We start from the raw sequence: 12,603 nt of genomic DNA, 5'->3' as shown, positions 1-12,603 counted from the left end.
AGTTCTAATGTTAGATTGCGACTTTCAGTATTAGATGCATCGTCAAGCGGAACCGTTTTATATTCAGAAACGCATTTAAAAACTACCAATGCTCAAGGTTTATTTAATTTAGTAATTGGACAAGGAACAGTTGTTTCTGGAGTTTTTAATACTATAAATTGGGCATTAAATACTAAATTTTTAAAAGTAGAAATGGATGCAACTGGTGGAACAACTTATGTTTTAGTTGGAACTACACAATTGTTGAGTGTTCCTTATGCTTTGTTTGCTAATTCAGTAGGAAGTTTAGCTGGAAACTCATCAATAAATGACGATATTATTAATAACAAAACTTCAAATTTTGCTTTTAATGATACTATTGCTAATATAGTTTACGTCTTCAATACTACATCAGGTATTTGGTCTTCTCAATCATACAATATAAGTGCCAATCCTACATTATTAAATTCTAATGGAAATTTTTCTTTTGACGATACTATAGACAATAAAGTATATATTTACAATGGAAAAACAGGAATTTGGTCTTCCCAAGCTTATAATATTTCAGCAAATCCTACTACTCAACAATCTAATGGAACTTTTATATTTGATGATACAATAGCTAATAAAATGTATGTTTATAATGTAAATACTGGAACTTGGTCTTCACAATCGTATAATATATCTGCCAATCCAACAATTTTAATTTCTAATATTAATGTTGGTTTTGATGATACAATTGATAATAAAGTTTATATTTATAGTGGGAAAACTGGTAATTGGTATTCTCAAACTTATAACATTTCAGCAAATCCTACATTACAACAATCAAATGGAAATTTCACTTTTAACGATACTATAGATAATAAAATGTACATTTATAGTGCTAGCACAAACGTATGGTCTTCTCAATCTTATAATATTTCAGCTAATCCAACTATAATTATATCTAATACAAATTAATATTTTTAAGATTCAAAAAAAACCTGCTTTGAAAATTTCAAAGCAGGTTTTTTTATGATAAATAATAAATATTATCTAGTAAACAACAACTCTCTATAATTAGTCAAAGTCCAAATTTCGTCATCACCTAAAAGTTCAAGTTTATAGCAATATTATCTTATTTCTTCAAAATGAGATTTTATTTAATTTTATACAAAGGTTTATTTGGTGACACTGGATTTACTTTTAAAGTTTGTTGCGCAGGATGAATTATCAAATCCATATCCTCCATTGGTACAGCTCCAAGTAAGGTTTCGTTTCCTATAACCATTGCTCCAACAAAACAAAATCTATTTTCAAAATCTACTCGAATTGGTCCAACATAAGGTAAGGAATGAATTTTTTCATCCTCAGTTTGAACATTTCTAAATTCATGAGTTTCTAATTCTAATTGAAACGCTATGGCTTATGGAATACACAAATGAACTACTCCAGAATCTACCAAAGACGTAATTTCTACTGGTCTTAATTCTGGCTTTCTAGGATTACTCAATTTTATTTTAGCATAAATTGAACCCATAATAACCTTTTTATACAAAATTACAAAAAAACCTGTTTTAAAATTTTAAAGCAGGTTTAAATTTATGTAACTCTTTTAAAGTTTATAACTTAGATAGAGTTTTTAAAAAATATTATCTAGTAAACAACAACTCTCTATATTTAGTTAAAGTCCAAATTTCGTCATCAACTAAAAGTTCTAGTTTATCGCAATGTTCTCTAATTTCGTCAAAATGTGGTTTTACTTTATCGCAATACATTTCTGCCATTTTTTGAGCATCTGTTAATGTGTTAGCTTTTTTACGAGCTTCAATCATTTTTTCTACTTTAGTATTGATGCCTTCAATATGTTCTGAAATTTCTTTTATTAGAACTATTTGCTCTTTTCCAATTTTTTCAAACTCTTTTCCAAAAATTTCTTTCAATCCACGAACATTTTCTATTAAAGTATTTTGGTAACGAATCGCGGTTGGAATTACGTGATTTCTAGCAATATCACCAAGAACTCTTCCTTCAATTTGAATTTTCTTAGTGTATTCTTCTAATTCAATTTCATAACGTGCTTCAACCTCAACGTGGTTCATAACGTTTAGTTCACTAAATAAATCCAATGCTTTTTTAGAAACCTTAGCTTTCAAAGCAACTGGTGTAGTTTTATGATTGCTCAAACCACGTTTTTTAGCCTCTTTTTCCCAAGCATCACTGTAACCATCGCCTTCAAAAAGTATATTTTTTGTACCTTTAATATATTCTCTCAATACATTAAAAATCGCTTCGTCTTTCTTTAAATCTTTAGTATCAATTAATGAATCCACTTCTCTTTTAAAATCTTTTAGTTGTTTTGCAACAATAGAATTCAACGTTGTCATAGCATTGGCACAATTTGCAGATGATCCAACTGCTCTAAATTCGAATTTATTTCCAGTAAATGCAAATGGCGAAGTTCTATTTCTATCTGTATTATCTAATAAAACGTCTGGAATTTTACCAACCACATTTAATTTTAAATCTGTTTTTTCTTCTGGAGATAATTTTCCTGTAGAAACACCTTCCAATTCAGCTAAAACTTTGGTTAACTGAGCTCCAATAAATACTGAAATAATTGCTGGTGGAGCTTCATTTGCTCCCAATCTATGATCGTTACTTGCTGTTGCAATTGCAGCACGAAGTAATTCTTCATATTCATTCACAGCTTTTATAGTATTGATAAAAAACGATAAAAATTGTAAATTACTCATTGGCGTTTTTCCTGGAGAAAGCAAGTTTATTCCAGTATCTGTAGCCAACGACCAGTTATTGTGTTTTCCAGAACCGTTTACGCCCATAAATGGTTTTTCATGAAAAAGCACTTTAAAATCATGACGTTCTCCAACTTTAGACATAACATCCATTAATAAGGAATTATGATCGACAGCTAGATTGGTTTCTTCAAAAATTGGAGCCAATTCAAATTGATTTGGAGCAACTTCATTATGACGCGTTTTTACTGGAATTCCAAGCAACATACACTCTTCTTCCAATTCTCTCATATAATTTAAAGCACGAGACGGAATTGACCCAAAGTAATGATCATCAAGTTGTTGACCTTTAGCAGAAGTATGTCCAAGCAATGTTCTACCAGTCATAACTAAATCTGGACGAGAATTTGCCAAAGCTGAATCTACCAAGAAATATTCTTGCTCCCATCCCAAAGTTGCTGTTACTTTTTTTACATTTTTATCAAAATATTTACAAACATCAGTTGCTGCTTCATCAACAGCATTTAATGCTCTCAAAAGTGGTGTTTTATAATCTAAAGCTTCACCTGTATAAGAGATGAAAACTGTTGGAATACATAAAGTTGTTCCAAAAATAAATGCTGGAGATGTTGGATCCCAAGCGGTATAACCACGAGCTTCAAAAGTATTTCTAATTCCACCATTTGGAAAAGAAGAAGCATCTGGTTCTTGTTGAACTAATTGTCCGCCACCAAATTTTTCAACTGCATCCGAACCATCATATGAAGTTTCAAAAAAGGCATCATGTTTCTCAGCAGTAGTTCCTGTTAATGGTTGAAACCAATGTGTATAATGAGTTACACCTTTAGAAAGTGCCCATTCTTTCATTCCCATAGCGATGTAATCTGCCAATTTTCTGTCAATTTTCGTTCCGTGTTGAACAGCATCTTTTACACCTTTGTGCGCATCAGAAGTTAAAAATTGCTTCATTGCTTTGTCATTAAACACATTAGAACCAAAAAGATCTGATTTTCTACCAGATTCTTCAAATTTTACAGGTTTTCTGCCTGATGCATCTTTTAATGCTTGGAAACGTAAAGTTGACATAAAAATTGATTTTAAAAAGTTATACCCTATTTATTTGATGCAAATATAATAATTATTCGATTAAAAAATAATTATACCCTATTTTTTTAGGGGTAAAATTTTAAATGTCAATTGCAATTTCAAAAATCAATGTCAATTGCAAAAATCAATGTCAATTACAATATCAATTGCAAAAATCAATGTCAATTGCAAAAATTCAATTTTTGTTTTTTACTTTTTTGAAAATTATTAATAAAAACTAATTTTTGAAATTGATATTGAAATTGATTTTTGAAATTGATTTTTGAAATTGATTTTTGAAATTGATATTGAAATTGATTTTTGAAATTGATTTTTGAAATTGATTTTTGAAATTGATTTTTGAAATTGATATTGCAATTGACTTTTGAAAAATATACCTTTGTAAAAAAGTAATTATGATTGTTTGGATAATTTTTATTGTTGCAATATTAGTATTCTTAGCTTTAGATTTAGGAGTTTTTAATAAAACACCACATATAATTAGTTCTAAAGAAGCAGGAAAATGGACAGCAATATGGGTTGCAATGTCGGTTGCGTTTTCTGGAGTTATTTATTGGTTGTATTTAAATAAATTTATTGAAAATCCAACAGATATAAAACCTGAAGTTGCTTCAATTAAATATATAACTGGTTATTTAATTGAATTATCGTTAAGTATTGATAACATTTTTATCATTGCAATTATATTTTCCTCTTTTAAAATTCCGCAAAAATACCAGCATAGAGTTTTGTTTTGGGGAATTCTTGGCGCCATTGTATTTCGTGGTTTAATGATATTTTTTGGAGTAATTTTAATAAATAAAGTAAGTTGGATGACTTATATCTTCGGAGGATTTTTACTTTTTACTGCGGCAAAAATGTTATTTACAAAAGATGAAGACGATTTTAAACCAAAAGATTCATTTATTTATAAAGTTCTTGGAAAATTTATTCCAATTTCAACACATATTAATGGTGAACATTTTTTTATAAAAGAAAATAATATAAATCATGCAACGCCATTATTTGTAGCATTAATTGTAATTGAAGTTATGGATGTACTGTTTGCCTTAGACAGTGTTCCAGCAATTTTAGCAATAACTTCTGATCCATTTTTAGTTTTTAGTTCTAATATTTTTGCCATTCTTGGACTTAGATCTATGTACTTTTTCTTGGCTAATATGTTGGCAAAATTCAGTTATCTTGAATACAGTTTAATTGCAATTTTAACTTTTGTTGGACTTAAAATGCTTATTCCACATGATTGGATAGAAATTCCAGAATGGGTTTCACTTGCATTTATAGCACTTTCTTTACTTATTGGAATTGTAGTTTCTTTGCAAAAAAGTAAAAACGATCAAGAAAACAAACCTGCAAGAGATGAGGAATAAAAAAAGCCATCAAAATTAATTGACAGCTTTTAAAATATTATTTTTTAAATTTTTTAGTTAAGTACTTTTACAGAACTATCATCAATATTATAAGCTTTTATAACAGCATTATAATCAGAATAATCAACCGATTTACTTCCTTTATTAGAAAAGAATCCTGGTACAATAACTATTCTAAAAGTTTCATTATTAATATAACTTGGAGTTAATGCTAAGTTGTAAGTTCCACCAGCATAGATTGTAAAATCTTCTTTACTAAAGTCAAAATCATAATCTAGCTCTCCTTCTGGCAAGAATAATGTTCTAGGAATTTGCTGCCAAATTGGTGTATTAGAATCTATTGTACCAGATAATCTATATATTAAAACAACATCGGAAGCAAAAATTTGTGGAGTAAATGCTCTATAAATTGTGTATCCATCAGTAGAATTGAAATTAAAATTTATATTTTTTAATTCAAATACTTCACTTATAGTATCGTTGTCATTTACAACTCTATCTTCATTTACTGTACAACTGTTTAACGTTATCATCCCGATAAAAGCTAAAACTAGGGTAATTTTTGTTTTCATAATACTTTTTGTTATTGGTTTTTTAATAGTTCTCAATTTCATATTCAACTTAATTATATAATACTTTTCAATTGTTGTGCCAAACTTTTTATTTAACAAAAAATTGTAATTTTGTAAAATGAAAATACAACCCAAACTTTTTATGGCAATGATTGGTTGCCGACCAAATGGACGCTTTACAGAACAACATGATATATTTTTTGGAATAGGAAATTCATTGAAAGAATTAATTCCAGAAATGAAAAACTTTTGGCCCGAAGCTAAAGGAAATTTTCACATAGATGTGTGGCGAGAAATTACAAACGTTGATAATTATACTGTTGAAATTGTTTCTAAAAGTAATTCAATTGAAAACGAAAACAATTTATTTTTTATAAATCTTGGTGGATATAAAGAAAATGAATTTGATGAGTTTCATTATAAAATAGTTACAGTGGCGTCAACATTGTCTGAAGCTACTAAGAAAAGTAAAGAAACTACATTTTATAAACATTGTGGATTTAAAGGTGCGACTTCACACATTGATGACAAATTTGGAATTGATATTGATGATGTATTTAATGTAAAAGAAATTTTATCTACAACATTTACAGACAATTATACTTTAAAAATATCAAAATCTGAAACTGAACTTATAGAAGATGAATTGCACATTGGTTATTTAAAACTAGATAAAATCATTTGAAAAAATGGGAAGAAATAACGAACGTAATATAAAAAAGCACAACGATAAATTGCACAAAGAACAAGACAAAGTAAAAGCTAAAAAAGTGCTTCGTGAGGGAAAACTAAAAGAGATTTTAAAAAAATTTAACGATATAAAGTAAATTTAATCAGTTATTTTAACAGTTTATCGATTAAATTATCATACTTAATAAAAATTTATTAATTTTACTTTAAGAATTTCAATTTAAAAAATATTTGAGATTTTTAATAAAATATACGTATAAGTACGTATAAATATATCTAATCTTAGTCTTAATTTTGTAAAATAATTATATGATATTTTATAGTAATTCCCAAATTACCAATTTTAATTTAATAAATTAATTTCTTATACCTACAGATGTAAATGATACTACAAAAATGAAGTATTAATTTATTAACCAAGGTATTATGAAAAAAATTCAACAATTAAAAATAACCGTCTTTACAATTGTACTGTTTCTGTTATTTTTTTCACAAAATGTTAAAGCACAAATTATTGGAACACCTATTGTAAATTCTTCTGGCGGACCAATTTCTATTAATTTCAATGTAACTAATGGCTCAGGAAATCCTAATTATTTTACAGGTACAACAAATTATATTGTTTACTTAACTGATGCAAATGGGTTGAATTTAACACCAATTTACTCTTTTAATTCAAGTGTTTTTCCTGCATCAAGTAATGGATTAAGTGCATTAATTACAAGAACAATTCCAATTCCTTTAGGAACACCTTCGTCTAATGGTTATAAAATTGCTGTTGGAGCAACAAATCCGTCATTTGATGGAAGTACAGGAGCAAATTCATCAGCTTCTTTTACATTGTTTTGCGATTTTAGTATGCCATCTACTTTAAATGGTTACATAAAATCATCCTCTCCAGCATTGAATTATTATGTAATGACTATTACAAATATTGGAAATGTTTCTGATAGTTATTCGCTTTCAACCACACAAACAGGAACTAGTTTAACTTCTCAATTTCAAACTATTGCTGGAGTTACAATAACAACTACTCCAATTTTAAATCCAGGCGAAAGCTATAGTTTTATGGTTAAATTTGACACTCCAAATGGTACTCAACCCAATAATACAAATGTAACTACCGTTTTAGCAACATCCAATAATTGTTCCAACGTAAGTCATACAAGTTTAATTTCTACTTATATTTATGGTGGAGCAGGAAATCCGTCACTACCAAATTCTCCTGATTTAGAAATTTTTAAAACTGCAAATACAGCAAGCGCTATTGTTGGAGATTTTATAGATTATACAATTACAATTAGAAATAACACAACGAAAACCGCATTAAATCCAATAATAAAAGATTTACTTCCTTCAAGTGTAGATTTGATAAGTTATAGTAAAAGCAGTGGAGAATCTAGAAATGTAGTTTTTACATTTGATGCAATTGAAAATAGTTTAACAGCACTTTTAAACGGAAGTTTAACAAATTCAAGTTTTCCTTTAACTATAAATATTAGAGTAAAAACAAAATGTAATTCTGTACCAAGTATTACAAACTCATCAGAAGTTTATACTGTTTCTGGAGATAATAATCCATTAAATGATGCTTCAACTGCAACAACATTAGTAAATTTTGATTTAACAAGTGCATCAATTGGAACTTGGATTGGAAGCTTTTCGTCAGATTGGTTTGATTGTAGAAATTGGTCTGGTGGAGTTGTGCCAACAAACTCTATAAATGTAATTTTACCAAATACAAGTTCAAATTCAATTATAAATGAACTTTCAGCATTTGCGCCATTAGACAAAATAGCAAGATGCAATGATATTACTATACAAAACAGCAGATTGTTAACTATGAATAATTTAAGTAAATTATTTGTTTCTGGAAATTGGTCTAGTAATGGAAATTTCATTATTGGAAACAGTACAATAACTTTTAATAATGCATTGGCTAATCAATATCAAACAATAAATGACTCGAATAATCAACTAGCTTTTTATAATTTAATTTTAAATACTTCAAATGGTTCTAAAGGTGTTTCAATTCCAACTAATTTTGGATTATATGTTTCTAATAATTTAGATTTAATTTCTGGAAATATTAGATTAAATGGTAGCTCACAATTAATTCAAACCAAAGTTGGACTTTCTACAAATGCTACTTCTGGAACAGGAAAAATAATTAGAGATCAGCAAGGACAATCTAATATTTATAACTTTAATTATTGGTCTTCACCAGTTGGAACAAATGGAAACTATACTGTTGCAAGCGTTTTAAAAGATGGAACAAATCCTTTAAATCCGCAAACTATAAATTGGATTGGTGGTTATAATGGAATGCCAACTTCGCCAATTAGCTTATCCAATTATTGGATATACAAATTTCAAAACGTCTCTAACAGTGTTGCCAATTGGAGTTATGTTGGACCAAATGGAACTTTAAATGCAGGAAACGGATTTACCTTAAAAGGAAGTGGTTGTGCAACCGCAACTCAAAACTATACTTATGAAGGTAAACCAAATAATGGATTAATTACTTATTCAATTGCTGCAAATAATCTTAATTTAAGTGGAAATCCTTATGCATCTTCTCTAGATTCACATCAATTTATAGATGATAATGTAAGTTCTTTAACTGGAACTTTATATTTTTGGGAACATTATTCTACAAATTCAAGTCATATACAATCTAGTTATCAAGGTGGATATGCAACATTAACTAAAACTGGTGGAACAGCTCCAATTGCACCAATTGGAATAAGTACTTTAGGTTCAAGTACAAAAGTTCCAAAAAGATATATTCCAGTAGGACAAGGATTTTTTGTAGTCGCAAATTCAATTGGTGGAACTATAACTTTAAACAACAATCAACGTTCGTTTGTTACAGAAACCAATGCAAATTCTAACAATTTATTTAGAGCAACTACTGCTGATTCAAATTATAAAAAAATAAAACTTGGTTTTACCAATTTATCAACTTCAATTCAAAGAGAAATTTTGGTAGGTTTTATGAATAATAATGCTACTGATGGTTATGATTATGGTTATGAAGGTGAACAAATTGACACTCAAAATAATGATGTATATTTTACTTTAAATACTAAAAAACTCAATATTCAAGGTCTTGGAAATTTTAGTACAACTACCATAATAAATTTAGGAGTAATTATAGGAACTGCAGGAACTATTGAATTTAAAATTAAAGAATTAGAAAACTTTACCAATAATGAATCAATATACATTTATGATAATCAAACCAATACATTTTATGATATTAAAAATAATAGTGCAAATTTATTTTTAAATCAAGAAACTTATACTTCAAGATTTTCATTACGATTTACAAATGGCAACCAAAATTCTAAAATAGAAATCCTTAAAAATGCTATAAATGCTTCTATAATTAATAATGCATTAACATTTGAAAATATAGAAAATTTAAAATCTGTAGATGTCTATAATCTTTTAGGTCAAAAAGTATACACTTGGACTATTTTGCCTAGTGATCAAAACCTTTTAGCTTATGATGTTTCAAATTGTTTAAAAGGAACTTATATTGCAAAATTTATATTTGATTCTTATGAAATAGCTAAAAAAATAGTAAAAAATTAATAATTATTAAATCTTTAAAATTTTAGGATTTCAAAATTGAGTTAGTCAAAAAAAATGATTAAATTTATTTTTCTTAAAGTAAATTAATATGACTATTTGCTATTGCGGAAATCACTTATCGTTTCAAGAATGTTGCGAACCTTATTTAAAAGGAGTAATAAAACCTAAATCAGCTGAAATTTTAATGCGTTCTAGATACAGCGCTTATGCAACTGTAAATGTTAATTATTTAATTGCAATTACTCATTTATCAACTAGAAATAAACATTCTAAGAAAGAACTTTTAAATTTTGCATCTGCAAATAAATGGACCAAATTAGAAATTTTAGAAACTACTGAAAACACTATTACTTTTAAAGCATATTATCAAGACAATCATAAATTACCTCAAATGCACTTTGAAAAATCGACTTTTATACTAGAAGATGGAAACTGGTTCTATGTTGATGGTGAATATTAAAAAAAAACGTCTCAAAGAATTGAGACGTTAAGTAATTATTCTGATTTAGTTTCTGTTGTTGGTTGCGCTTCTTCGGCAGTTACTTCTTCAACTTCTTTTGGACCAAGAAAATATAATGCTCCACCAACAACAACTAATCCTATTTTTATAATCTAAGCCGTAGTGTCGCCCCAATTATAAATCCACATTAATAATCTTGGTACTCTGTCTAAAAAATTCATAACAATTGCTAAAATACCTAGCACTGCCATAAAACCTCCAATTTTTTTCATAAATTTAGTTTTTAAGGGTTATATTGGTTTGCAATATAGAGATTTAAAATTTATAGTCTATTTATTTAATGCGAAATTGAGAATTGAAATTTTTATTATATTTTAATTTAATTAATGGCGAATTCAATTTAAAACTCAAATTATTAAATATAAAAATTTAAATGTATTTTTTAAAAAATTCTAATAATGAATTAGCATATTGATTATCCAAATTCCAAGAATTTGAAAGATAATTTCTATTATTCTCTTTTGGTTCTAAATTTTGAAAATCTAGATAAGAATAAATTTGAGTTTTTAAACTTGGAACATTATATGTTGAATTTTTATTTAAAAGACAATCATTAAATGGTTTGAAACACTCAAATATTCCTTGATGTTCAGCAACAGTTAAATTTAAAAGAAGTGTTTCCAAATCTCCACTTTCCTTATCATTTGGAAAAAGAAACAGATTAAACTCAATATTTAAATTTTGTTTTTGCTTTTTTAATTCTATTACTCTTTCAGAAAAATTATTATCAGCATCAAATATTAAAAGATTAATACCTTCTTGGTCTGTATTTTTAATAAATTCATTTTTAGATAAATGAATTTTATCTTTACCTTCAACATCAATAAATAATACTTCTTTCAGTTTATCATTTCCAAAGTGAAATAATATAAAATCTTCAATAAATCGCTTATCCGCTTTTCCTTCAACAAAAATAGTTACAGCCATTATCGCAATTCATTTTCTTGTTCAATAGCAAATTCAAACTCATCAAAATTATAAGAGTATGCTTTTATATCGCCTTTAGGCAATTTTTTCAAACTAAAACATTTAGTTTCATTTTGATACTTTTTAAAATCTTCTTCTTCTAAAACTTCTTTGAATGCTTTTAAAAATTCGTTGTTATGAGTTGTAATGAAGAGCTGTACATTGTTCTTATTTGCAGTTGAGATAACAACTTTACTGAAATCTTTAAATTTAGAATAATGAATTCCTGTATCTATTTCATCAATACATAAATATTGATTTGAACACATTACTATTTCCATTATTAATCTAAAAAATCGTACAGTACCATCCCCAAAAAAAGCTAAAGGAATTAAGCTTTCCTTGTAATTATTAGAAACCCAAAATCCTACTACAGCATTTTTATTATTAATTAATGTTACTTCAATATCTACAAGTTCTGGAATCAAAAAACTTAGTTGACTTATCAACTCCTTCTTATCTTCTCTATTATCTGTAAAATTATTTGAATAAAATCTAATTAAATCATTGTCATAATATGCTGTTGAATATACGAATGGTAAAAAAGTATCATATTGTTCAAAATTTTGTGCATTCCAATATCTTCTGTATTCAATTTTATCATCTTTTTTAATTTTGAGTATTTCCTTTTCAATAGTATTAGTATTAAAAAAAACATTAAAGTTTAATTTATCAAAAGAAGACAAACCATCAACTCTAACAGATTCATATTCAGCATTAAAAAAAGTATTATTAAAGGTTTCTTTTTTGATTTTGATAGTGTTTAAATCAGAAAATTTATTTACAAAAAATAAAAAAGGATTTGTTTTACTTACAGTAATAGTGTCTGGAAAAACTTTTCTAAAATGCACTATAGATTGGAAATTATGAATTGTTTGAGCTGAATTTTCTTCAAATAATAATACTTCCAAAAAACTTGACTTTCCAATATTATTTTCACCAAGTATTACGTTGTATTTGCTAAAATTATCTACAAAAAGATAATCAAAACATTTAAAGTTTTCAATTGTTATACTTTTTATGTGCTTCACATTCTCCATAGTACAAAATTACACAAATTA

At 27.2% G+C, this 12,603-nt stretch carries 10 protein-coding genes and 1 pseudogene; 6 read left to right on the top strand and 5 right to left on the bottom strand.

The features are described from left to right. A pseudogene (locus ACH2BC_RS13890) lies at window positions 1-942 on the top strand (hypothetical protein); the annotation flags it as partial. A gap of 178 nt (window positions 943-1,120) precedes the next feature. Here ACH2BC_RS13890 and ACH2BC_RS13885 read toward each other — a convergent pair. Beyond that, window positions 1,121-1,252 (bottom strand): hypothetical protein, encoded by a 132-nt coding sequence (locus ACH2BC_RS13885; protein WP_395054658.1) that lies wholly within the window; start codon window positions 1,250-1,252, stop codon window positions 1,121-1,123. A gap of 361 nt (window positions 1,253-1,613) precedes the next feature. Beyond that, on the bottom strand, window positions 1,614-3,803 hold the full coding sequence (locus tag ACH2BC_RS13880) for a glutamine synthetase III (RefSeq protein ID WP_395054656.1): 2,190 nt from the start codon (window positions 3,801-3,803) through the stop codon (window positions 1,614-1,616). 416 nt (window positions 3,804-4,219) lie between these two features. On the opposite strand from ACH2BC_RS13880, the gene ACH2BC_RS13875 reads away from it, so the two are divergent. Beyond that, window positions 4,220-5,194, top strand: coding sequence for a TerC family protein (locus tag ACH2BC_RS13875; RefSeq protein WP_395054654.1), 975 nt, complete (start codon window positions 4,220-4,222; stop codon window positions 5,192-5,194). A 53-nt stretch (window positions 5,195-5,247) separates the two neighbouring features. Here ACH2BC_RS13875 and ACH2BC_RS13870 read toward each other — a convergent pair whose 3' ends face one another. Continuing rightward, window positions 5,248-5,766, bottom strand: a complete 519-nt coding sequence (locus ACH2BC_RS13870) for a hypothetical protein (RefSeq protein WP_395054652.1) — start codon at window positions 5,764-5,766, stop codon at window positions 5,248-5,250. 118 nt (window positions 5,767-5,884) lie between these two features. Between ACH2BC_RS13870 and ACH2BC_RS13865 the strand changes: the two genes are divergently transcribed. From ACH2BC_RS13865 to ACH2BC_RS13850, 4 genes are all read left to right on the top strand, one after another. After that, window positions 5,885-6,451 carry a DUF1543 domain-containing protein gene (locus ACH2BC_RS13865; RefSeq protein ID WP_395054650.1) on the top strand — a complete coding sequence of 189 codons (567 nt, stop codon included), beginning with the start codon at window positions 5,885-5,887 and terminating at the stop codon, window positions 6,449-6,451. A 4-nt stretch (window positions 6,452-6,455) separates the two neighbouring features. After that, window positions 6,456-6,593, top strand: coding sequence for a hypothetical protein (locus ACH2BC_RS13860; RefSeq protein WP_395054648.1), 138 nt, complete (start codon window positions 6,456-6,458; stop codon window positions 6,591-6,593). Between the two features lie 289 nt (window positions 6,594-6,882). Continuing rightward, a complete protein-coding gene (locus ACH2BC_RS13855) occupies window positions 6,883-10,056 on the top strand; it encodes a hypothetical protein (protein WP_395054646.1) in 3,174 nt (1,057 codons plus the stop codon). Window positions 10,057-10,144: 88 nt separating this feature from the next. Next, on the top strand, window positions 10,145-10,516 hold the full coding sequence (locus ACH2BC_RS13850; RefSeq protein ID WP_395054644.1) for a YchJ family protein: 372 nt from the start codon (window positions 10,145-10,147) through the stop codon (window positions 10,514-10,516). Between the two features lie 429 nt (window positions 10,517-10,945). Here the strand turns inward: ACH2BC_RS13850 and ACH2BC_RS13845 are convergent, their stop codons facing one another. Next, window positions 10,946-11,503 (bottom strand): DUF3226 domain-containing protein, encoded by a 558-nt coding sequence (locus ACH2BC_RS13845; protein ID WP_395054642.1) that lies wholly within the window; start codon window positions 11,501-11,503, stop codon window positions 10,946-10,948. Next, a complete protein-coding gene (locus tag ACH2BC_RS13840) occupies window positions 11,503-12,573 on the bottom strand; it encodes an ATP/GTP-binding protein (RefSeq protein WP_395054640.1) in 1,071 nt (356 codons plus the stop codon). Before ACH2BC_RS13840 ends, ACH2BC_RS13845 begins: the two co-directional genes overlap by 1 nt. Window positions 12,574-12,603 lie beyond the last annotated feature (30 nt).

This window comes from Flavobacterium sp., assembly GCF_043760115.1.
GTDB lineage: Bacteria > Bacteroidota > Bacteroidia > Flavobacteriales > Flavobacteriaceae > Flavobacterium.
This window is presented reverse-complemented; position numbering and strand designations above follow the sequence as displayed.

Bases quoted from the DNA above. Each gene is read 5' to 3' on its own strand.
- ACH2BC_RS13885 (WP_395054658.1), bottom strand. From the start codon at position 1,252: ATGGTTATAGGAAACGAAACCTTACTTGGAGCTGTACCAATGGAGGAT.
- ACH2BC_RS13855 (WP_395054646.1), top strand. From the start codon at position 6,883: ATGAAAAAAATTCAACAATTAAAAATAACCGTCTTTACAATTGTACTG.
- ACH2BC_RS13875 (WP_395054654.1), top strand. From the start codon at position 4,220: ATGATTGTTTGGATAATTTTTATTGTTGCAATATTAGTATTCTTAGCT.
- ACH2BC_RS13865 (WP_395054650.1), top strand. From the start codon at position 5,885: ATGAAAATACAACCCAAACTTTTTATGGCAATGATTGGTTGCCGACCA.
- ACH2BC_RS13845 (WP_395054642.1), bottom strand. From the start codon at position 11,503: ATGGCTGTAACTATTTTTGTTGAAGGAAAAGCGGATAAGCGATTTATT.
- ACH2BC_RS13880 (WP_395054656.1), bottom strand. From the start codon at position 3,803: ATGTCAACTTTACGTTTCCAAGCATTAAAAGATGCATCAGGCAGAAAA.
- ACH2BC_RS13870 (WP_395054652.1), bottom strand. From the start codon at position 5,766: ATGAAAACAAAAATTACCCTAGTTTTAGCTTTTATCGGGATGATAACG.
- ACH2BC_RS13850 (WP_395054644.1), top strand. From the start codon at position 10,145: ATGACTATTTGCTATTGCGGAAATCACTTATCGTTTCAAGAATGTTGC.
- ACH2BC_RS13860 (WP_395054648.1), top strand. From the start codon at position 6,456: ATGGGAAGAAATAACGAACGTAATATAAAAAAGCACAACGATAAATTG.